General features: G+C 44.7%; 18 protein-coding genes. 7 read left to right on the top strand and 11 right to left on the bottom strand.

Annotated features, from left to right (window positions below; genetic code table 11):
* Positions 1–95: 95 nt before the first annotated feature.
* From CIK96_RS06655 to polA, 5 genes are all read right to left on the bottom strand, one after another.
* Complete coding sequence (locus CIK96_RS06655) at positions 96–1,790, bottom strand: MFS transporter (RefSeq protein ID WP_094389989.1); 1,695 nt, start codon at positions 1,788–1,790, stop codon at positions 96–98.
* A gap of 4 nt (positions 1,791–1,794) precedes the next feature.
* Positions 1,795–2,907: an HlyD family secretion protein gene (locus CIK96_RS06650; protein ID WP_094440110.1), complete on the bottom strand. Its 1,113-nt coding sequence runs from the start codon at positions 2,905–2,907 to the stop codon at positions 1,795–1,797.
* Positions 2,908–2,963: 56 nt separating this feature from the next.
* The gene (locus CIK96_RS06645) at positions 2,964–4,283 is read right to left on the bottom strand and encodes a TolC family protein (protein ID WP_094389987.1); all 1,320 of its coding nucleotides are present in this window, start codon (positions 4,281–4,283) and stop codon (positions 2,964–2,966) included.
* Positions 4,284–5,183: 900 nt separating this feature from the next.
* Positions 5,184–5,666, bottom strand: coding sequence for a hypothetical protein (locus CIK96_RS06640; RefSeq protein WP_144007336.1), 483 nt, complete (start codon positions 5,664–5,666; stop codon positions 5,184–5,186).
* Positions 5,667–5,722: 56 nt separating this feature from the next.
* On the bottom strand, positions 5,723–8,488 hold the full coding sequence (gene polA / locus CIK96_RS06635; protein ID WP_094440109.1) for a DNA polymerase I: 2,766 nt from the start codon (positions 8,486–8,488) through the stop codon (positions 5,723–5,725).
* Positions 8,489–8,575: 87 nt separating this feature from the next.
* On the opposite strand from polA, the gene CIK96_RS06630 reads away from it, so the two are divergent.
* Positions 8,576–9,553, top strand: coding sequence for a polyprenyl synthetase family protein (locus CIK96_RS06630; RefSeq protein ID WP_094440108.1), 978 nt, complete (start codon positions 8,576–8,578; stop codon positions 9,551–9,553).
* Here the strand turns inward: CIK96_RS06630 and deoC are convergent.
* The 6 genes from deoC to mnmG all read right to left on the bottom strand — a co-directional run bounded on the left by deoC (position 9,550) and on the right by mnmG (position 16,458).
* Complete coding sequence (deoC, locus tag CIK96_RS06625; protein ID WP_094440107.1) at positions 9,550–10,461, bottom strand: deoxyribose-phosphate aldolase; 912 nt, start codon at positions 10,459–10,461, stop codon at positions 9,550–9,552. The two genes, CIK96_RS06630 and deoC, sit on opposite strands and share 4 nt — an antisense overlap.
* Before the next feature lie 82 nt (positions 10,462–10,543).
* Positions 10,544–10,867, bottom strand: a complete 324-nt coding sequence (locus CIK96_RS06620) for a nucleotide pyrophosphohydrolase (RefSeq protein WP_094389982.1) — start codon at positions 10,865–10,867, stop codon at positions 10,544–10,546.
* A 351-nt stretch (positions 10,868–11,218) separates the two neighbouring features.
* Positions 11,219–11,671 carry a D-aminoacyl-tRNA deacylase gene (dtd, locus tag CIK96_RS06610; RefSeq protein WP_094434852.1) on the bottom strand — a complete coding sequence of 151 codons (453 nt, stop codon included), beginning with the start codon at positions 11,669–11,671 and terminating at the stop codon, positions 11,219–11,221.
* Positions 11,672–12,142: 471 nt separating this feature from the next.
* Complete coding sequence (uvrC, locus tag CIK96_RS06605) at positions 12,143–13,969, bottom strand: excinuclease ABC subunit UvrC (RefSeq protein ID WP_094440105.1); 1,827 nt, start codon at positions 13,967–13,969, stop codon at positions 12,143–12,145.
* A 42-nt stretch (positions 13,970–14,011) separates the two neighbouring features.
* Positions 14,012–14,542, bottom strand: a complete 531-nt coding sequence (locus CIK96_RS06600) for an adenine phosphoribosyltransferase (protein WP_094389978.1) — start codon at positions 14,540–14,542, stop codon at positions 14,012–14,014.
* Between the two features lie 44 nt (positions 14,543–14,586).
* Positions 14,587–16,458 (bottom strand): tRNA uridine-5-carboxymethylaminomethyl(34) synthesis enzyme MnmG, encoded by a 1,872-nt coding sequence (gene mnmG / locus CIK96_RS06595; RefSeq protein ID WP_094440104.1) that lies wholly within the window; start codon positions 16,456–16,458, stop codon positions 14,587–14,589.
* A 640-nt stretch (positions 16,459–17,098) separates the two neighbouring features.
* On the opposite strand from mnmG, the gene CIK96_RS06590 reads away from it, so the two are divergent.
* The 6 genes from CIK96_RS06590 (at position 17,099) to CIK96_RS06565 (ending at position 23,137) form a co-directional block, all read left to right on the top strand.
* Positions 17,099–17,776, top strand: coding sequence for a succinate dehydrogenase/fumarate reductase cytochrome b subunit (locus tag CIK96_RS06590; protein WP_094391560.1), 678 nt, complete (start codon positions 17,099–17,101; stop codon positions 17,774–17,776).
* A 43-nt stretch (positions 17,777–17,819) separates the two neighbouring features.
* On the top strand, positions 17,820–19,799 hold the full coding sequence (locus CIK96_RS06585; protein WP_094391559.1) for a fumarate reductase/succinate dehydrogenase flavoprotein subunit: 1,980 nt from the start codon (positions 17,820–17,822) through the stop codon (positions 19,797–19,799).
* A 5-nt stretch (positions 19,800–19,804) separates the two neighbouring features.
* The gene (locus tag CIK96_RS06580; protein ID WP_094391558.1) at positions 19,805–20,557 is read left to right on the top strand and encodes a succinate dehydrogenase/fumarate reductase iron-sulfur subunit; all 753 of its coding nucleotides are present in this window, start codon (positions 19,805–19,807) and stop codon (positions 20,555–20,557) included.
* Positions 20,558–21,422: 865 nt separating this feature from the next.
* On the top strand, positions 21,423–21,818 hold the full coding sequence (locus CIK96_RS06575; protein WP_094440103.1) for a cupin domain-containing protein: 396 nt from the start codon (positions 21,423–21,425) through the stop codon (positions 21,816–21,818).
* Between the two features lie 92 nt (positions 21,819–21,910).
* The gene (locus tag CIK96_RS06570; protein ID WP_254046681.1) at positions 21,911–22,264 is read left to right on the top strand and encodes a helix-turn-helix domain-containing protein; all 354 of its coding nucleotides are present in this window, start codon (positions 21,911–21,913) and stop codon (positions 22,262–22,264) included.
* A gap of 396 nt (positions 22,265–22,660) precedes the next feature.
* Positions 22,661–23,137: an HU family DNA-binding protein gene (locus tag CIK96_RS06565; RefSeq protein ID WP_094391555.1), complete on the top strand. Its 477-nt coding sequence runs from the start codon at positions 22,661–22,663 to the stop codon at positions 23,135–23,137.
* Positions 23,138–23,214: the final 77 nt, after the last annotated feature.

The raw sequence follows: 23,214 nt of genomic DNA, 5'->3' as shown, positions 1-23,214 counted from the left end.
ATGACCGTTCCCATGACCTTATTTGGTGCAAAGATAACAAAAATATCATTCTTTCCCGATGAAAGTCTTGCTTTTTTTGATATTTTGCCCCACTCTTATTTTGCCCCAAGTGAACTGACATCTACATTCTTGAGCAAATATTCGCGAGTGAGTTCCTTCAGATTGCGCTTGCGCCAAGGGATGATAAGCATCAGTAGCGCACAGGCCATACACCCATAGAAAGTCCAGCCGGCCATCTCCTTAATGGTGGTCAGCGTGGCTTGCACCTGAATCTTACCCTTGACGCTCATGGCTGCCATGTGTTGTGCTTCGGTCTCGTTCTTGCCTTGATGCTGCATGCCCCGAATTGTTTGGTCGTAGGTGGTGGCAGTCTCGATACTGGTGCGATCGAAATCCTGTGCGAAGCGTGTGACATAATACTGTTGACGATGCTGAAGTACATTACTATAGAGTGCAGAACCGATACTTGGTGCAATGACCATACGCACGGTGAGCATGATACATACCCAGGTGGACATAAATCGATAGGGCATGCGTTGGTTGGCAATAGTGGATATCAGTGAATAGAGCAACATCATTCCGGTGGAGCGGATAATGACGGGCCACTTCATGCGTTCATACATTCCATCGTTTTGAACCTCGAAATACATGAAGAGGGCGTATGCACCGATAAATACAAATCCAAGGGCATACATCCATTTCAAGTGGACGTTTTTGGCTCTGGCTATAATGGCAAAGATGAGTCCAACGGTATAGCCCACCATTACCCAATTGCCCAAAGTGGCATTCTGCCAGTTGTCTATCTTCATGCTGACATTGGTGAACACATTGACGAACATACTGCTTGAATTACATAACATCAGCAGAAAGAACAGCATGATACCATAGTTGACGACCCTTACTTTAAATACCTCCATGATGAAATAAGGTGATCGGCGTGAGGCTTCCAAATAGATAAACAACCCCGTAAAGACGATGCATATCAGTGTGGAGAGGCAGATGGATTTGTCGTCAAACCAGTCTAATGTTTTGCCAAACACCATGACATAGACAAACGAGCAAAGCATAACGCTGAACACCGTGACATTGCCAAACTTTGAAAAGGATATGGGGAATTTTGGCAGTGCATATTCATGATAGGGCATGGTGAAGAATACGATGATGATGCCTGCAAGCATAAATGCCATCATGAAATGATAGACATACTGCCACTCGTAAGCGTAGGCCAACCAAGCTGTAAGCCATGTTCCGAGTTGTCCGATAATCATAAAGAAAAGGTAGATGACCGGTTGTGATACCATCTTTTCGCTATCTGCAGCATCCCAACCTTCCTCTGTTGTAGGTTCACAACCTGGTGTGAGATTACGTGTGGCTTCTATGCCGAAAGCATACTTGATGAGTACGAAGAGATGGGCCATCAATAGCGTTTGGCGCACAAAACCCATGAGCAGACTGCACAAACCGAGAATGAAAAGCGATTCGGTCATAGCACAGACATAACTCAGCAGAAAGAGAATGGAGAAGCCTACGATACACATCATCTTCTCTCGTCGGATACACACTAAGTCATAGAAGAATGGCGAAAATGCTGCCATACCTATTGAGGTGCAGAAGCTGGCAAAGACGATATACTCCGACTGGATGCCGAGTCCGCTCATCATCTCACCGCTGTTGGCGGCATAGACACCACCCATAGTGATCATCGGTACGAAGAGGATGATCATAAAGATGATGCCAAGTGGTTTCGGCACCCAACTGTAAAACGGATAATTCTTATACTTTTCCGACATCTTACTATTTTCTCTGGGCTTTGACGATTACCATCATACCTGCGGCAAGGCGGGCATTGTCCTCTTTGCTGATATTGGTGAAGTCGATGCGTACTGGCACGCGCTGCTGAATCTTTACGAAGTTGCCGGCAGAATTGTCGGTAGGAACAAGTGAATACTTAGCGCCTGTGGCACCGGAAATGGCGGTAACGGTGCCTTCAAACTCCTTGTCGTGCATAGCATCTACGCTGATACGCACCTTCTGACCTACGTAGAGGTGCTCTATCTGGGTCTCCTTGAAATTGGCTACCACCCATTTCTGATTGTCGGGGACAATATAGGTGATGGTGGTTCCTGCATTGACCATCTGGCCTTCCTCAATAGATCGGCGTCCCAATTTACCGTTGCAAGGGGCCACAACAACACAGTAGGAGAGGTTTAACTTGGCCATTTCAACTGCTGCCTGAGCACGCTCGATGGCGGCTGCAACGTTTTGCTTGCGAGTGGTCACCTCGTTGACGCCTTTATAAGCAGCAGCTTGTTGCTTCTTGACGGCTTCGAGTTTCTTTTTCGTGGCGGCATATTCCACTTCCAGTTGTTCCAGTTGGATTGGGGTTGCGGCTTTCTTGGCCACCAAATTGCGGTAGCGTTCGCAGTCTTTGGCAAGTTTGGCGAGGCGCACTTCTATCTCATCGATAGAGGCAGAATAGATAGATGCCGAGGTCTCGGTGGTTTGCTTGGTGGCATCGTTGACGTTGGCGCCAGCCAAAGCATCCTTCAGCGCAGCCTCTGCCTCCATCAGACGGATGCGGTATTCTCGGTCGTCGAGAATGAGCAGGGTGTCGCCTTTATGCACTTCTTGATGCTCTCTGAAACAAACTTTGGCTATGTAGCCTGATGCACGGAGGTTAACGGGAGAGATATACTGCTCTATCTGGGCATCGTTGCTCGACTCATTGGAAGAGTAATCGAAGAAGAGACAGCCGATTTTCCATAGACCATAGGCAAGAATGGCAATGCCGATAAGACTGACTACGAGGCGACGGCCTCTGAGCTTCTTAAACTCCTTGGCATTTTCTTCCTGTACTGTTTCTACGTTTTCCATTTCTTTATTTTCTTTGTTTTCCTTGTTTTCCATATCTTCGTTTTGTTTTGTTCGTTGTTATTGTATGATAATATAGTTTGAAAATGGCTTTATTTCACTTGGTCCAGTTGACCGGTGAGTTTGAGAAGTGACAGGTTGGCTATCTTATAGCTATAGCAGGCTGTAAGATAATTATTCATGGCTTCGCTCATACGCATCTCGTCTTGGAGTACTGCGGTCATCGAACTGACGCCTTCTTTATATTGGTCGGCGGTCACGCTATATACATCTTGTGCCAAAAGATAATTGTCTGACTGCTTTTTGTAGTTGCGTTGGCAGTTGTTTACTTCGCTGACAGCATTGATATAGTTGGCCTGCATGCCTTTCAGGGCATTTTCATAGCCGATACGTGCATTGTCTTCTTCTATCTTGGCACGTCTGATTTTAGAGCGTTTCTCAAAACCGTCGAAGATGGGAACGCGCACCTGAAGGCCTAAACCGTTGGAGCCATACCAATGGTTGGAATCGCCCGAATGGAACCAATGTTCAAACTTATCGGTGAAAGCTGAGTACATCAGACTGCCGGTAAGGCTTAGTGTGGGAAGATAGCCGTCTTTGGCAAGCTTGGTTTGCTTCTTGGTCAATTCCTTTTTCTTCTCAAGCAGTTGCAGTTCGTAGAGGCCGGTATTGAGGCCGTTGGCCTTCACTTCCTCTATCTTGGCAGGCTCCATGTCGGTCACTTGGATGGCCTTGTCGGCAGGATAGTCGATGACATATTTTAGCATGGTATATTGCTGATCGAGCATGGCAACGGCATTGTCGCGCTGCACGGTGAGGTTCTCGATATTGAGGTTGACGCGCTTCAAATCTACTTCAAGGCTCATCTGGTTGTCGTAGAATGCTTGGGTGATGTCGCGCAACTCTTCCAAACGCTTGATATTATCGTTCACCAAGCGAATTTGCTCTAATGTGTTTTGTGCCATATAATAGGCTTTGGCGGTCTGCACGATGAGATCTTCGCGTGCTTTCTCATAAGAGAGCTGGTTCAGATGGTCAACAGTTTTGGAAATGTCGATAGCTGTAAGCACCATTTGGTTGTAGAGGGGCATCTGTAATTGTAAACCTGCTGAGGCATTGTATTGTAGGGTTTTGGTCACATTGTAGGATTTACCATATGCCGAACCATCGGTGACAGATACTGGTGGAGTGAAGTTGTCGTTGAGCTGTGCCACTGCATTGATCTGTGGATACAGTTTGGCGCGGTTTTCGCTAATGGTTTGTTTACCTTTTGCAACCTCATTTCGACTGATTTTCAACGAGAGATTGTTGTCTATCGCCATTTGCAAACACTGGTTCAGCGTAAGGGTCTCCTGTGCTTTGACCATTGTGATTGCACAGAGAGCGATACAAAAAAACAATACTTTTTTCATCTTCTTATGCTTGAAATATTTCTTCTGATATTCTAAACTATAATTAATCGAGCGCAAAGTTACGACTTTTCCATCACATCATACTATTCATAAATTACTACATAATGTTCAAAATTTCCATTTATACCTTTTCTTTCACTTATTGTGCTGATTTTCATGGCGAATAAATGTGTTGTCGGTTGATAATAAGCATGTTTTCTATTGACGGCAGCAAGGTTGCTTTGTGGGCATCATTGTAAATCCGTGTCGTCCAAGAAAGTATTACTACCTCAGCACGCAGTTATTTTAGTTTTCAGAAAATTTCGACCACTCGACCACACCTATAGTATAACGTGCAGTATATTAGAACTTTAAGTGGTGGTCGATGTCTGAAAGTTCGACCACACATCGACCACCGGATTGCCATCTATCATCAACACGGACCAGCTAAGCGATTGATGTATAAATGGGTTTACTATAGTTTATCAGCGTTTTTTCAGACCTTGATAATACTTTTATCAAACGTTGGATAACACCTTTATCAAACGTTGGATAATACCTTTATCAAACGTTGGATAATACTCTTATCAAACGTTGGATAATACTTTTGTCAAATGTTGGATAATACTTTTGTCAAATGTTGGATAACACCTTTGTCAAACTTTGAAAAGACCTTTTTCAAACGTTAGACGATATCTTTGCCAAACCTTAGGAAATACCCTTACCAAACGTTGGACAATACGTTTTGCCAAACGTCTGGAAAACCATGTCAAAGCGTTATTAAAAGAATATCGATCTGTTTTATTTCTGAGCACATCGAATAGATATAAGTTTTGCGGATATACTTTCGTGGGAATTATGACCGATATAAAATAATCGCCCGATAGGATGTTGAATCCACATCGGGCGATGGATTGGGTCTTATTGTTTGTTAGAACTGTAAGTGTAGTCTTTTCGGAAGACATACACTTTGATGCATTTCTTTTCTATCTTGCCGTTGGCAGAAGTGCTGTCATTTGTCTTTAGTGTTTCTATCTCTTCGGTGAAAGTGAAGATTTGATAGTTTGCATCTGTTGAGATATTGAAAGTTTTCTCGCTTACGTTACCTTTCGAACCGCTAACGGTCAGGGTGTTGGCGGTAAGTTTCCATTTCGTGAAATCTTCAAAGCCACTGAGGGTGCCGTTTCTTTCAAACTTGGCTGTACCTTTTCTGTCGGTTCGGTGTTCAACAACCTTGTTGTTCTCGTAGTTGGTGACATCGACGCTCACATCCCATTTGCCGCAAATCCAGCTTTGCGAATCATCTGTTTTTGAGTCATCGTCTCCGCAAGATGTGAACATTGCAGTAAGGGTCAAACATACCAATAGGGTAGTGACGGTCAGAAAGAGTTGTTTCCTTTTCATTTTGTTTGTTGTTTTATAGAATAATGTTTAGAGTTCTATTGATTCTTGCCTGATGTTTAGTGGGCCTCAAACCAGTTGGCTCCCCAACCGCTGTCGGCTACCAATGGAACATGGAGTTTGATGGCTCCTTGCATCTCTTCGAGTACGATGCGCTCCACTTGCGCACGCTCTTCAGGATAGACAGAGAAGTTGAGTTCGTCGTGTACCTGGAGAATCATCTTGCTGCGGATGCCTTCCTGTTGGAAACGTTGGAAGATGCGTATCATTGCTACCTTAATGATGTCGGCTGCAGTTCCCTGTATAGGAGCGTTGATGGCATTGCGCTCGGCAAATCCGCGCACCACGGCATTGGCACTATTGATGTCGGGCAAATAGCGGCGACGGCCAAACAGGGTAGTGACATAACCTTGTTCGTGAGCCAGCGCTTTGGCCTTCTCCATATAGTCATGCACTTGTGGGAAAGTATCAAAGTATCCGTCTATCAGTTGTTTAGCCTCACTACGGTCGATGTCAAGACGCTCGGCAAGACCAAACACGGTGATGCCGTAGATAATTCCGAAATTGGCGCGCTTAGACTTGGCGCGCTCATCGCGAGTAACCTCGTTGATATCTTTTTTATAGATGTTGGCAGCTGTGGCAGCATGCAGGTCCTTGCCTTCGCGGAATACCCGAATCATGTTTTCATCCCCACTTAGATGTGCCATGACACGTAGTTCAATCTGACTATAGTCGGCAGAGAAGAAAAGGCATCCAGGTTCGGGGATGAATGCTTTACGGATTTCTTTGCCATCTTCACCTCGCACAGGTATGTTTTGTAAGTTGGGATCGCTTGACGAAAGGCGTCCGGTGGCTGTGATTGTCTGGTTGAATGAGGTGTGGATGTGGCCGGTACGGGGATTGATGAGTCGGGGGAGTGCATCGATATAGGTGCCCAAGAGTTTCTTCAATCCACGATGTTGCAGAATCTTATCTACTATCTCGTGTTTGTGGCGTAACTGTTGGAGCACTTCTTCACTTGTGACATACTGTCCGGTCTTGGTTTTCTTGGGTTTTTCAACAATCTTCAGTTTACCAAACAGCACATCGCCAACTTGTTTGGGGGAGGCAATGTTGAATGTTTCGCCTGCCAAGGTATAGATCTCTTGTTCTATAGTGTTTATGCGTTCGGTAAGTTGTAATGAGGTATCAGCCAATGATGACGCATCAATACATACACCATTCATTTCCATTTCTGCCAATACAGGCATCAATGGCATCTCGATATCGTAGAACAGGCGGTCAGCACCATATTCTTTGAGTTGTGGCTCAAGATGGTTTTTCAGTTGAAGAGTAATGTCTGCATCCTCGGCAGCATATTCATAGACCTGTTCGGGAGTGAGGTCGCGCATCGAACGTTGCTTTTTTCCTTTCGGTCCTATCAGTTCGTCGATGTGGATGGTTTGGTAGTGGAGATATGCTTCTGCCATGTAGTCCATGTTGTGGTGCAGTTCGGGTTGGAGAAGATAATGGGCTATCATGGTGTCGAACATCGGACCTTGCAGATGAATGTCATAGTTGCGCAACACTTCCAAATCGTATTTTAGATTTTGTCCAACCTTTACTATTTTGTCGCTCTCATAGATCGGGCGGAAAATTTCAACTACTTTTTGTGCTTCGGCTCTATCTGCTGGCACTGGTACGTAATACGCTTCGTGTTCCTTTGTCGCAAAGCTCAAACCTACGAGTTCTGCGTCTATTGCTGTTGTCGAAGTGGTCTCTGTGTCTAGACTGACAATTTCAACTGTCCTAAAATAGTCACAAATGCGTTGCATTTCTTCCTCATTATCAACAAGATGATACTTGTGAGGAGTGGTTTTTAAGCTCTCAAAACTCGAAAATTTTGAGCTTTCCGCACTCTCGGGCGCAAATTCTGCAAAGAGAGAGAGCTGAGGATTAGCAGATGTTTGAGTATTTTTAGATTTTTTAAGAATCTTGTTGGCAAGGCTCTTAAACTCTAATTCTTCGAGTAAACGACCCAGTTCTTCCTCATTGGGGTGACTCACCTTCAATTCGTCAAGGTTGAGTTCGACGGGAACATCGGTTTTGATTGTGGCGAGGAAAAGTGATAGGCGGATGTCATCGACGTGGTTTTCGATTTTTGTCTTCAATGCACCTTTCAGTTCTGAGGTATGGGCAAGGAGCTGGTCGATGTTTCCAAATTGGCCGATGAGTTTGGCTGCTGTCTTTTCTCCAACACCTGGGCAACCTGGAAAGTTGTCGGCTGCATCGCCCATTAAGGCGAGCAAGTCGATGACAGCAGTAGGTGAGGGGATGTTGTATTTGGCTTTCACTTCTTCTGGTCCCATTACTTCATAACCACCGCCATGTCGCGGACGATAGATGTGCACGTGTTCTGTCACCAATTGGCCATAGTCCTTATCGGGCGTGAGCATATAGGTGTCAACACCCAACTCGCCTGCCTTTGTGGCCAAAGTACCTATCACATCATCAGCTTCATAGCCATCAACTTCAAGGATGGATATGTTCCATGCACGCAAGAGGTCTTTGATGATAGGAACAGACTTGCGGATGTCTTCTGGAGTTGCCTCACGTTGCGCTTTGTATTCTGGGAATGCTTCGCTGCGAAATGTGGGTCCATGAGGGTCAAATGCCACGCCAATGTGTGTGGGTTGCTCTTTCGTAAGTACTTCCTGGAGGGTGTTTACAAACCCTACGATTGCTGAAGTATTCAGCCCCTTGGAATTGATACGCGGGTTCTTGATAAAGGCGTAATATGAACGGTATATCAGTGCGTAAGCGTCTAAAAGGAATAGTTTATTCATAACATTTTCTATTTTCTGCGTAAAATTACTAAATAATTTCTCATTACTGCGAGATTTTCACTATTTTTGCATTAAATTTCTGCGATTATGGATCATTTATCACTTATTAAGCACCCAATAGAGAAGGAACTCAACGATTTTATTGAGTTGATGAATAGTAATCTCAAACATGATGAAGCTTTGCTTTCTCAAGTGTTGGATCACATCAGACAACGAGGTGGAAAACGTATGAGACCTATGTTGACTTTACTCGTAGCGAAGAACTATGGGCAGGTATCGGTAGAGACCCAGCATGCTGCTGTAGGTCTTGAGCTACTGCATACTGCTTCTCTTGTGCATGATGATGTGGTGGATGAAAGTGATGAACGACGCGGACAGGCATCGGTTAATGCTACTTATAATAATAAGGTAGCTGTACTTGTGGGTGATTTTATACTTTCTACTGCGTTGCTCAATGTTGCTAAAACAGGTAATAAACGTATTGTGCAGAACCTCTCTGAACTCGGACGGACACTTGCTGCAGGTGAAATACTTCAACTGTCGAACATTCAAAATCAGGAGATTAGCGAGGAAGTTTATTATCAGGTTATCAAACAGAAAACGGCTGCGCTCTTTGAAGCATGTTGCGTAATCGGTGCCTTATCTACTGGTGCATCCGATGAAGAAATAGAAAAAGCTGGCGAATTTGGACAGACTTTGGGTGTTATGTTCCAAATCAGAGATGATATATTTGATTATTATGATTCTAAAGAAATTGGCAAGCCCACAGGAAACGATATGATGGAAGGTAAGCTAACGCTTCCTGTAATATATGCACTTAATCATACGCCAATGGAGTCGATGCTGACTTTGGCACGTAAAGTAAAAGAAGGCACAGTCAATAAGGATGAAATTGCGGTACTGGTAGAATTTGCGAAGAATAACGGCGGTATTGAATATGCTGAACAAAAGATGTTGGAAATGAGTAAGATATGTATGTCTTACATCAACAATAGCGTAAAAGAAAAGACAGTCAAGGATGCCTTGACTGCCTATGTTGACTACGTGATAGAGCGTCGCCTTTAGAAGAACTTGGTCTCATGACCTACCACCTCGCTCAAAAGCAGGTTGGCAAGGCGTGATGTGCCCATACGGAACCATTGGTTGGTGAGCCATTTTTCACCCAAAACTTCCTTGACTATAGTGTACATCGTGATGGCGTCCATGACGGTATTGAGACCGCCAGCAGGCTTGAAACCTATCTGGATGCCTGTCTTATCATAATATTCCTTGATAGCTTGACACATGACATAAGCAGCTTCCGGGGTTGCTGCGGGTTCTAACTTTCCTGTTGAGGTCTTGATATAATCTGCTCCTGCATACATAGAAAGGATAGAGGCCTTCTTAATATTGGCTGCTGTTTTCAAGCATCCAGTTTCAAGAATTACCTTCATCTTCTTCTCTCCACATACATTCTTCAGTTCGGAGATTTCATCTGCCACTTCTTCATAGTTGCCACTTAGGAATTTTCCTACTGGCATGACAATATCTATCTCTGTTGCACCATCCTTTATTGCAAGGGCAGTCTCTGCTACCTTTACCTCGATAAGTGCCTGTGATGAGGGGAAACTGCCGCTCACGCAGGCAATCTCTACTCCATCAACTTCAAGTGTTTCGCTAACTGTTTTAGCAAAACATGGATAGACACAAATAGTGGCTACATGGGGTAGTTCTGGATATTGCTCGTCAAACTGGTTGACGCGCTCGGTAAATGCAAGTACACTATCCTCTGAATCGGTGGTCTTCAACGTTGTAAGTTCAACACTACCCATGAGGAATTTTTTCACCTCAAGGTTGTCGTTTTCATGAACTTTCTCTGCGATAATCTTGCGGACTGCGTCACGCACTTCTTCGTCGGATACTTCACAATTATAGAGACTCAAAGCTTTTTCGTACTTGTTCTCGTCTTGTTGGTTGTTCAGTTTCTCTGCCATAATGTTCTTTTTTTATTGTTGTTTTTTTATTTGTAAATGAAATATTGCCCCTTGGGAGGGGTGGGGCAATGACTTTTAGTTATTACTTCAACTTTGGATTGTTGATGTGGCGTGTGGCGTCGCGTTGTGTTTTCTTTGCAAGGTTACGTGCCAATGCTTCTGTAAGGTCCACACCTGTTTGGTTGGCAAGGCACAGTAACACCCATAACACATCGGCCATCTCGTCGCTAAGGTCACACTTTTCACCTTCTTTGAAACTCTGATCGCCATATTTCCTGGCTATGATACGAGCCAGCTCACCTACCTCTTCTGTTAGGCAAGCCATATTGGTAAGTTCGGAGAAATAACGTACTCCGTATTCTTTGATCCAATTGTCAACTGTTTCTTGAGCTTCTTTTATAGTCATTATTTAGAAGTATTTACATGTTCAAAGATCGTTCTGCCTGTTCTTCAAATATTGTATAGATAAGCAAGATGATGAGTACTATTATTGCGCAAATTCGAAATATAATCCCAAATTTTTTAGATGTTTCTGCTTGACGAAAAGGGTGGGGGAAATCTATGTATGTGTTGATGCTAAAGCCTAACACAATCAATAGCCCTCCTATTAAACCATACCATGGGTTGTATGTATCCCATGATTTTCGTGTGAATATCATCACTAAGCCCACTATGTTTAAGATATAGGCTATAGTTGACCACTTTTCTTCGGTTAAAAACCTTTTAATCATCAAGCTTATCTGTTTCTATTTGTTAGCTATTCCTTGTTTTTGGTGTCCATGCAGATGGTAACAGGACCATCGTTCAAGAGTTCCACTTTCATGTCTGCCCCAAATTCTCCTGTGCCAACAGGCTTGTTCATCGCTTCACTTAACTTACTGCAAAATTCCTCGTATAGAGGTATGGAAATCTCGTGACTGGCTGCACGAAACCACGATGGCCGGTTGCCTTTCTTATAGCTTGCATATAGTGTAAACTGGCTTACTACGAGTGCTTCACCATCTTCTTCCATAATAGAACGATTCATCACTCCGTTTTCATCTTCAAAGACTCTTAGGCCTACTATCTTTTTTACCAACCATTCCACGTCTTCAGAAGTATCTTCTTCACACACTCCTAATAGGATAAGATAACCTTTACCAATTTTGGAATGTAACGTGCCTTCTATTGTTACGCTGGCATGCTGTACGCGTTGTATTACTACTCTCATGCTACAAAGGTACGATTAAGTGAGCGAAATACAAAAGAAAATCCCATTTTCTTTTGTATTTCCGAATGTTAGTACCTAAGCGACGTAGTCGCAGAGGTACGATTAAGTGAGCGAAATACAAAAGAAAAACTCATTTTCTTTTTTATTTCCGAATGTCTCTACCTAAGCGATGTAGTCGCAGAGGTACGATTAAGTGAGCGATATATCAAGTAAGCGTTGTCTTACTCCTTACTATTATAATAAAGGTTTTTAAAATGATAGGTTTGTTTAACTATTACTTTGGTTGTGTTTTTTTGTTAATGAATATGTTTTTTTTATCTAAAGCCGTTTGATTATTATTGTGGATAAACTCTCTATATATGTTGCTCGTTGTCTCTGAGCGGCAAATTAAAGCGTTTTTCGGACTGTTTCTTTGCTTGTTTAACTTATGCTGCATGGTTATTGACTCAGACCGATCTTTTTGTGCATGCTTTATGGTTTGTTGAAATGCTCAAAGATAATATTTGCTTTGGCTTCGCCCACAATCTTATTTAGGGTATTTAAGTCTGCTTCGCGAATACGTTTTACGCTTTTTAGAGCCTTCAAGAGACTGTCTCGCGTTTTAGGACCAATACCTTTAATATCGTCCAGTTCGCTGTGGAGTTGGTGCTTGGAACGCTTGTCGCGGTGGAATGTAATTGCAAAACGGTGCACTTCATCTTGTATTTGAGTGAAAAGTCGGAACAGTTCTGAGTCTGTCTTCATTCCAATTACCCTTGGTGGAAATCCGTAGAGCAGTTCATTAGTTCTGTGACGGTCATCTTTTGCCAATCCTGCGATAGGAATGTCTAGTTTCAATTCATCTTGAATGACTTCGCGAATAACCTCCATCTGCCCCTTTCCACCATCGGCAATAATGAGATCAGGTAGAGGTTGTTGTTCGTCTATCAGACGACGATAACGCCTACCAACTACTTCCTTCATGCTTGCGTAGTCATCTGCACCAACCACAGTCTTTATATTATACTTACGATAGTCTTGTTTTGAAGGTTTTGCCTTCTTGAAAACGACGCATGCAGCCACGGCGTCTGTACCGCTAATATTGGAGTTGTCGAAACATTCTATCTGATATGGAAGTTTAGGCAAATGGAGTGCGTCCTGTATTTCTTTCATCAGTCGTACTGATTTCTGTTCAGGATTTAACTTTTCTGCTTGCTTTAGTCGGTCAAATTTATACTGTTTCCCGTTCATAAGGGAAAGATCGAGAAGCGTTTTCTTGTCGCCGCGTTGTGGTACAGTAATGGTTACTCCCTCCAGATTGCAGTTTATTTCCTGTGGTAGTATAATCTCCCGCGCATTGCTTTGAAAGCGTTCACGCATCTCTACGATCGCCAATTGAAGCAATTCTTCATCGCTTTCATCCAGGCGCTTCTTATATTCAAATGTGAAGCTCTGGTTGATTGCGCCATTCGCTACATGGATATAGTTGACGAAAGCAATTTTTTCGTCATTAGTAATCGTAAGTACATCAACATTATTAATCGTATGGCTTACTACTTCGCTCTTCGAAACAAATTGGTCGATGAGCAAATATCGACGTTTCACTTCTTCTGCCTCTTCAAACCGTAATTCCTCCGCCAAAGCCATCATTTCGTCTTTCATGGCGCGTAAAACCTCACGAGTGTTGCCTTTTAGAATCTCGCGGGCCTGTTCGATGTTACGTTGATAGTCTTCCATACTCTGTTTACCAATGCATGGCGCACCGCAATTCTTCATGTGGTATTCCAGGCAAACCTGATATTTACGTTGCTCTACGCCATCCCAGGTGATGGGAAAACGGCAACTGCGGGGATGATAGAGCTTTTTGATAAGATCCAACACGGCATTCATCGAAGCCACATGAGAATATGGCCCATAATACGTTCCCCATTTCTTATTGATAGTACGCGTGCTGAAAATACGAGGAAGATACTCTTTGGTGATGCAAATGCTGGGGTAGGTCTTGCCGTCTTTAAGCAGTACGTTGTATCGAGGGTTATACTTCTTAATGAGCGAATTTTCCAATAATAGCGCGTCCTCTTCGGTGTTTACTACCGTATAGCTTATATCGTGAATCTTCGATACAAGTACTTTAGTCTTGAAACGATCTACTTCTGTGTGAAAATAGGACGAGACGCGCGATTTTAAGCGTTTGGCTTTGCCTACATATATTATAGTGCCATTTTCGTCGTAGTACTGATAGCTGCCCGGTTTCTCTGGCATATTCAGCACAATAGATTTTAGTCTTGCAATGCGCGCCTCGTTCTCTTCTTTAGTCATGTTGCTGTTGTTTCACGTGAAACAGGGATATGTGAGAATGATTTAAATAACCATCAAGGTTGTTACTTCTACGTCCTTTTCAAGGCAATCGCGTCCGTGCAGTCCTTCGTCAGTTATTTCGATGATAAAGTTCATATATACTTTCTTGGGATGGAAGTGGTTCACGAGTTTCAAAGTTGCCTTTGCGGTTCCACCGGTGGCAAGTAGATCGTCGTGGATAAGAACTACGTCGTTTTCATCGATAGAGTCGATGTGCATTTCAACGGTGTCTACTCCGTACTCTTTAGAAAAAGACTCTTTGATAACCGTAGCGGGGAGTTTTCCAGGTTTTCTTGCCAATACAACACCTGCGCCGAGTTTAGTAGCGAGGGCAGCGGCCATGACAAAACCGCGGCTTTCGATGCCTACAATTTTGGTGATTCCCTTCTCTTTGTAGAGTTCATACATTTCATCGACCATAATCTTCATGCACTCTGGATTCTTATAGAGTGTTGTTACGTCGCGGAAATTAATGCCTTTCTTCGGAAAATCCGGAATGCATCGAAGATTTTCCAATAATACTGGGTTGTTCATAATCGTGTAATTTATTTAATATTGTTGTTGTTTCACGTGAAACTTTATCTTCCTAACAGCACGAGTAACACGTTGATATCGCTGGGGGATACGCCAGGTATGCGACTTGCTTGCGCGAGTGTTTCGGGGTTTATTGCAGTTAGTTTCTGTCTTGCCTCTGTGCTTAATTGCTGAAGCTCGTTATAATTGAAGTGGTCTTTGATGCGGATATTCTCCAAACGGTGCATTTTGTCGGCTACGATACGCTCGCGCTCGATGTAACCTTTATATTTGATATGTACCTCTGCAGCCTCTTTGATTTCCTCTCTGCGGTTTGGTAAGCGGTCGAGTTGCTCTTTCAGTTCGGGAATGACCTCCTCAAGTTTGTCGATGTTGAGTTCGGGTCGTGTGATCAAGTCTTCAAGTTTGCAACCATAGACGAGTGGGGTAGAACCCATTGCCTCCAGCGCTCCGTTGATGAGACGGGGTTTAATGGGGAATGTTTGGCAGAATCTTTCGATTTCTTCGATGCATTGTTTCTTCTCCATCCACCAGTTGAATCGGTCTGTTTTAGCCACGCCGAGTTGGCAAGCCTTCTCGGTGAGACGAGCGTCGGCATCATCTTGTCGGAGTAGGATGCGGTATTCTGCTCTTGATGTGAACATGCGGTAGGGTTCATCGACGCCTTTTGTGACGAGGTCGTCGATGAGTACGCCGATATAAGCTTCGTCGCGATGCAGAACGAGCGGTTCGCCTCCTGTGCAGAATATAGCGGCGTTGATTCCGGCAATGGTACCTTGTCCGCCAGCCTCCTCGTATCCTGTTGTTCCGTTCACCTGTCCTGCCATGAACAGTCCTGATATGATTTTCGATTCCAACGAATGTTTCAGTTGGGTTGGGTCGAAGAAGTCGTATTCGATGGCGTAACCAGGTCGATAGACTTTGATGTTACGGAAAGCAGGAATTTGTCGCAAGGCTTCTATTTGTACCTCCATCGGGAGTGATGATGAAAAGCCGTTCAGATACATTTCGTTGGTGTCGGTTCCTTCTGGTTCGAGGAACAGCGGGTGCTGTTCGCGGTCTGCAAACGTCACGAGCTTGGTTTCTATCGAAGGGCAGTAGCGTGGACCTATGGATTGAATCTGTCCATTATAAAGAGGAGAGTCTTTAAGTCCAGAGCGCAGAATCTCGTGCACCTTAGCATTTGTGTTGCAAGTCCAACAGGTCAGTTGAGGTAACACTCTGTGTTTGCCCATATAGGAAAATTGGTGAAAATCGTGTTCTCCTTCTTGAACTACCATCTCGTTGAAATCTACCGAACGGCGGTCTATGCGCACAGGAGTTCCCGTTTTCATGCGTTCTGAACGAATTCCGTGTCGGGTAATACTTTCGGTAAAGTGGGGAACTGCCGGTTCTGCGATACGTCCACCCGGCACCATGGTACGTCCGATGTGCATCAGTCCGTTGAGGAAAGTGCCCGCTGTGATGATGATCGCTTTGGCACGCAGTTCCACACCCCATATTGTTTTCACACCTACGGCACATTTCTTCTCCACCAAGAGTTCGTCTGCTTGGTCTTGCCAAATATCGAGATTATCGGTTTTGTCGAGTATGTTTCTCCATTCCCAAATGAATTTTCCTCGGTCGCATTGTGCTCGTGGACTCCACATGGCAGGTCCTTTGCTTCTGTTGAGCATACGAAACTGAATGGCAGTAGCGTCTGTCACGAGACCCATCTGTCCGCCGAGCGCGTCTATTTCTCGCACGATTTGTCCTTTGGCAATGCCTCCCACAGCCGGGTTGCACGACATTTGTGCTATTTTGTTCATATCCATGGTGACGAGACAAGTCTTTGCTCCCATGTTTGCCGAAGCGCATGCTGCCTCGCATCCAGCGTGTCCGCCTCCTATCACCAGTACGTCGTAATGAAGAATCATAGATGAATGATGTTTTATTATTCCGTGTGCAAAATTACAAAAAAAGTTTTCAAGTAGTGTACTAAAGTATTAAAAAAGCATATTATGCAGTCTGATACGATTGGTTTCTGTTTTGTAGTAAAAGGCTGAAGCGGTGGTTTGTGGAGCAGGCGATAGGTTTGATAGATTGTTTGCCCCACTATGCAGGTAGGTTGTTTCTCCCAATATTTTCCCATTGTAGTCCGCAAAATCATGGGACTTAGTTGGGACTTAGTTGGGACTTACAGCAGAATTATTTGAGGCTTTTCACGTATTTGCATCAGACTAACCGCGTATGGCTTATGATAACATCCCGAATGCATCCCGAATGCATCCCGAATGCATCCCGAATGCATCCCGAATGCATCCCGAATGTAAACGAAACGATAGAATTATTCAAAAATACGAAGTGAAATAGCGCGCATCAATACATAGTATAATATATAATATTGTGATGATTTTAACGAAAACGTTTGCGTGGTTCATTGTTTTTTAGTAATTTTGTCGGCAGAAAGCGCAAAAGCTTACTTATTAGTGGGTATTGTGTGAATATGCCGTGAGGCAAAGTTCCTTTGTATAAACAACAAAATCAAATATTTAATTAATTAAATTTCAACATTTTATGTGGTTAATCAATTCATCAATTGGTCGTAAGGTTGTGATGTCCGTAACGGGTATCGCGCTGATCCTGTTCCTGACATTCCACGGATGCATGAACATTGTTGCGCTGTTCTCTGGCGAGGCTTACAACTGGATTTGTGAAGCTCTTGGTGCCAACTGGTATGCTGTAGTAGCTACCTTGGGATTGGCTGCCTTGGCAGTAATTCACATTGTTTATGCATTCATCCTGACCGCACAGAACCGTTCTGCCCGTGGTTCGGAGCGTTATGCTGAGACAGAAAAGCCCGCAAAGGTAGAATGGGCTTCTCAGAACATGCTCGTTCTGGGAATCGTCGTTGTACTGGGTCTGCTGCTCCACTTGTTCAACTTCTGGTACAACATGATGTTTGCCGAGCTTATCGGTACCACCATGGGTCATCTGCCTTCAGATGGTTTCGCCTTTATCATCGACACGTTCCAGAACCCAGTCTATGTAGTGCTCTACATCGTTTGGTTGGTAGCTCTGTGGTTCCACCTGACCCACGGATTCTGGTCAGCCATGCAGACTATCGGTATCAGCGGCAAACTTTGGTTCAACCGTTGGCGCGTTATCGGCAACATCTATGTGACTCTGCTCATCCTTGCTTTCATAGCAGTAGTAGTAGCTTTCGCTGCTGGACTTGCTCCCAGCCTGTGGTAGTATAGAGCAGGATTAATGTCAAATCTTTAATTACTTTTGAATTATGGCAAAACAAATAGATTCAAAAATCCCTGCCGGACCAGTAGCCGACAAATGGAAAGAGTATAAGGCTCATCAGCGTCTGGTCAACCCAAAGAATAAACTGAAACTCGACGTCATCGTGGTTGGTACCGGTCTTGCCGGTGCTTCTGCCGCAGCCTCTTTGGGTGAGATGGGTTTCAATGTTATCAACCTCTGTATTCAGGATTCTCCCCGTCGTGCACACTCTATCGCAGCACAGGGCGGTATCAATGCAGCCAAATGTTATCAGAACGACGGCGACTCAGTATATCGTCTGTTCTACGACACCGTAAAGGGCGGTGACTACCGTGCCCGCGAAGCCAACGTATATCGTCTGGCAGAGGTGTCAAACAATATCATCGACCAGTGTGTAGCTCAGGGCGTACCTTTCGCACGTGAGTACGGCGGCATGCTCGCCAACCGTTCGTTCGGTGGTGCACAGGTATCACGTACATTCTATGCAAAGGGTCAGACCGGTCAGCAGCTTCTGCTCGGTGCCTACAGCTCACTCTCTTGCCAAGTACAAGCTGGTAAGGTGAAGCTCTACACCCGCTATGAAATGGAAGACGTAGTAATCGTTGACGGACGTGCACGCGGTATCATCGCCAAGAACCTTGTGACCGGCGAACTCGAGCGCTTCACCGCCAATGCCGTAGTAATCGCTACTGGTGGATACGGAAACACCTACTTCCTTTCTACCAATGCTATGGGATGTAACTGCACCGCAGCAGTACAGTGCTACCGCAAGGGCGCATACTTCGCAAACCCCTCTTACGTACAGATTCACCCCACCTGTATCCCCGTACACGGCGACAAGCAGTCTAAGTTGACCCTGATGTCAGAGTCACTCCGTAACGATGGACGTATCTGGGTTCCTAAGAAACTTGAAGACGCTAAAGCCCTTCAGGCTGGCACCAAGCAGGGATGGGAAATTCCAGAGGAAGACCGCGACTACTATCTTGAGCGTCGCTATCCAGCCTTCGGTAACCTCGTACCCCGTGACGTAGCCTCACGTGCAGCAAAGGAGCGTTGCGACAAGGGCTACGGTGTAAACAATACCGGACTTGCCGTATTCCTTGACTTCTCTGAGTCTATCAACCGTCTCGGCCTCGACGTTATCATGCAGCGTTATGGCAACCTCTTCGATATGTATGAGGAAATCACCGACGTATTCCCTGGCGATGTAGCCAACGAAATCAACGGTGTGAAGTACTACAAGCCCATGATGATTTATCCCGCCATCCACTATACCATGGGTGGTATCTGGGTTGACTACGAGCTGCAGACCACCATCCCCGGTCTGTTCGCCATTGGTGAGTGTAACTTCTCTGACCACGGTGCAAACCGCCTCGGTGCTTCGGCATTGATGCAGGGTCTGGCCGACGGATACTTCGTATTGCCTTACACCATCCAGAACTACCTGGCCGACCAGGCTGTATGGGCAAAGGTTCCCACAGATCTTCCCGAATTTGAGGAAGCTGAGAAGGCTGTCAACGCTGAAATCGACCGTCTGCTCAATATCAAGGGTAAGCGCTCAGTTGACTCAATCCATAAAGAACTCGGCCACATCATGTGGGAATATGTAGGTATGGGTCGCACCGCAGAGGGACTGAAAGAAGGTTTGAAGAAGATGCACGAGCTCGAAAAAGAGTTCGACACCAACCTCTTCGTACCCGGTAAGAAGGAAGGACTCAATGTCGAACTCGACAAAGCCATCCACCTCCGCGACTTCTTCACCATGGGTGAACTCGTAGCTTTCGACGCTCTTTCACGCAACGAATCTTGCGGTGGACACTTCCGCGAGGAATATCAGACCGAGGAAGGCGAAGCTAAGCGCGACGACGAGAATTACTTCTATGTAGGTTGCTGGGAGTACAAGGGCAAAGGCAACGAACCCGAACTCATCAAAGAGCCACTGGAGTATGAGGCAATCAAGGTACAAACACGTAACTATAAGAACTAAGCATCATGAATATATCATTTACCATCAAGTTCTGGCGTCAGAACGGACCCAAAGACCAGGGCCACTTCGATACTCACGAGATGAAGGACATCCCCGATGACACCTCATTCCTCGAGATGCTGGATATCCTCAATGAGGAACTCATCAACGAAGGCCAGGAGCCTTTCGTATTCGACCACGACTGCCGCGAGGGTATCTGCGGTATGTGCTCGCTCTATATCAACGGTACACCACACGGTAAGACCGAACGTGGCGCCACCACCTGCCAGCTTTACATGCGCCGCTTCAAAGACGGCGACGTTATCACCGTAGAGCCTTGGCGCTCGGCAGCCTTCCCCGTTATCAAAGACTGTATGGTTGACCGTGGAGCCTTCGATAAGATCATGCAGGCAGGTGGATACACCACCGTGCGCACCGGTCAGGCTCAGGATGCCAACGCTATCCTCATCCCGAAGGAAGACGCCGACGAGGCTATGGACTGCGCTTCATGCATCGGTTGTGGTGCTTGCGTAGCCGCTTGTAAGAACGGTTCTGCCATGCTCTTCGTATCATCTAAGGTTAGCCAGCTCGCACTCCTTCCACAAGGTCGCGTAGAGGCTGCACGCCGTGTGAAGAACATGGTTGCCAAGATGGACGAACTCGGATTTGGTAACTGCACCAATACCCGTGCCTGCGAAGCAGTTTGCCCGAAGAACGAGACCATCAGCAACATTGCACGTCTGAATCGTGAGATGATCAAGGCAAAACTTGCCGATTGATCTGATTCTTAGATAATTTATCACTTGAACCGTATCAGTCCCTATTGGACATGATACGGTTCATTTCATTTCCCGTCCCCATATGTTGGTTAGCATAAGCAATAATCCTAAATTCCTCAAATATCATCCCCACCAAGCAGTAGGGTGGTGCAAAGGCGCATACAGAAATGTCGGTTTTCGGTTTTTTCCGACCACTCGACCACACCTATACCATAATTCTTTGGCAATTATATTTTTAATGTTGTGGTCGATGCCCATTTACTCGTGTTTTCGACCACACTTCGACCACACATCCACCACCCGATAATAAAATAACTTGTTTATAGCATTAGCGTCCTCTAAACGAACGTTATTTTTCGCTTTCCCAAATCACAGGCAAAAGTATTGCAAAACGTTAGACAAGGATATTGCAAAACGTTGGTCAAAGTCTTATCAAACGTTGACAGAGATCTTGCAACCATTGGATAAAGGTTTTACCAACCGTTGCGCAAAGATCTTATCAACCATTGTGCAATGGTATTGTCACACGTTGCATAAATGGCCTGTGTGGCGTTTTATAGGAAAATGAGGTATTCCCTAAGGATAGTCGTGCTATGCCCGCTTAGCGCGCCTATAAATGCTTTCTATGGGTATTGTAGAGCCGTTGACCATCATCTTCGTAGTAATTACTCCATTGGCCATCGCTGTTAGCAAGTTTATATCGCCATTTTGCTATAAGTTAATGTATCATAAATATGTCTTGTGTAACCTGCAGACACTCAACAATAGTTACTTAAAGGTAAGTAACTATCTTCTGATTGTCCTCTTGTGGGAAAGGTAGAAACGTAGTAATTTTGCAGCGTCAAACCAAACAAATACAAAGTATATGAATCAGACAGAAATACAGAAAACAGGCAATGGCTACACCGTAGCTACAGTAGGAAACCTCGCCACCTTTGAAGGTAAGGCCTTTGTGAAAGACATCGTCGGTACTACCGGAATGGAAGTATCGTTTGGAACGCTTGCGCTCGGTCAGGCTATTCCGTTCAATCACTACCACAAACAAAACGAAGAACTCTATATCGTAGTTAGTGGAACAGGTGTATTTACGCTTGATGGCATAGAAGAACCCGTTGCATCTGGCAGTCTGGTGAGAATTGCACCGGCCGTAAGCCGTTGTACCAAGAATACTGGCAATACTCCCTTAGTATATATCTGCATACAAGCCAAAGAAGGTTCTCTTGAACAATATACAGCTACCGATGGTGTGGTAGAAGAATAAGCAAACACACGCAGGATAATTAAAAACCAAGGCGGGGAAGATAATAAACGTGCATCTTCTCCGTTCATGTTTTTATGGAAGATACTACCACAATGTTTCTAAACGAAATGTTTCCCAATTGCCCCGTGCGCAATATCTTGGCACGTGTAGGTGCAAAATGGTCGTTGATAGTGATGCACGAATTGTTGCAACACCACGAACCTATGCGCTTTTCAGCACTCCAAAAATCCATCCCCGACATATCACAAAAGATGCTTACCACCACGCTGCGTGACCTTGAAGCCGATGGGTTCATCATCCGTAAGGTATATCCTGAAGTGCCACCACGCACAGAATATAGCATGACACCACGTGCTTGTTCGTTTATGGAAGCCTGTCGTCCTATGATACAATGGGCCATCGACAATTTCTCCGCCATCATCAAAGACCGTGAAAGCCGCGGTTAGTTCGTCTTTCTTCAGTCGTCACCACTTTCTCTGTTACTACAGCTTTTGTCGTGATGTCACGTATGTCATAGGCATCGTCCCCTTCATCTTGTTGCCAACATATATTTTTTCTTTTTCTTCTGCTTATTATTTCCGTTTGTACCATTTTATAAGAGCTATATGAACATAAAAGAATAAAAATTAAAACCGATAGCCTTTTATATTTTATAAGGTGTAAATGGCACAAAAAATAGGGGTTTAAAGTTCCAAAATATATGGTATGGCAAAAAAGTGGGTATGTAGTGTGGCTATACAATATTTGCTTTCGCTTGCAAAATGTTGTACCTTTGCAATCGCAAGTCAGACGTCAGACACGCAAGAGAAAAACACAAGTTTAACCTTTAAAAGAAAAACACTATGAGCATTAATTACGAAGTTTACAAGAACAACAATTCAAAGAACAGCGCCTATGGAAAGTATTTTGGTCGTGTAGTAATCAAGTCTATTGTCGATACCGATACTCTTGCCGACCTCATCCAGCAAAACGTATCAGTCAAGGAGTCGGATGTTTATGCCGTACTGAAGGAGTTGAAGAATGCCGTTCGTCAGTCTTTCGACAACGGAAATGCGGTTCGCATCGAAGGCTTGGGCATCTTCAAGCCCACCATTTCCACTTCCTGTGTGGAAAAGGCAGCCGACTTTTCTGCCACCAACATACGCAAGAAGAAGATCCGTTTCATCCCCGAAACCGTCACCGAGCCCATGTCTCTGACTCGTACTGTTGATGGCAAGGTGGTAACTGTCAATACCCGCGTGCGCATCAAGAAGTTGTTGCAAGGCGTTAAGTTTACTGAGTGTCGCAAGTATGCAGCACCTGAAACCAACAAAGAGTAGGCCTGTTGCACTATCATGAAAGTCAATCGCAAATGATAGAAATCCCCTTCTTATAAGTTCGCCCCATCCGTAATCAT

Origin of the sequence: Prevotella sp. P4-98, from assembly GCF_002251405.1 — a bacterium.
Lineage (GTDB): Bacteria > Bacteroidota > Bacteroidia > Bacteroidales > Bacteroidaceae > Prevotella.
The sequence above is the reverse complement of the archived record's forward strand: the minus strand, read 5'-3'. Positions and strand labels throughout refer to the sequence as shown.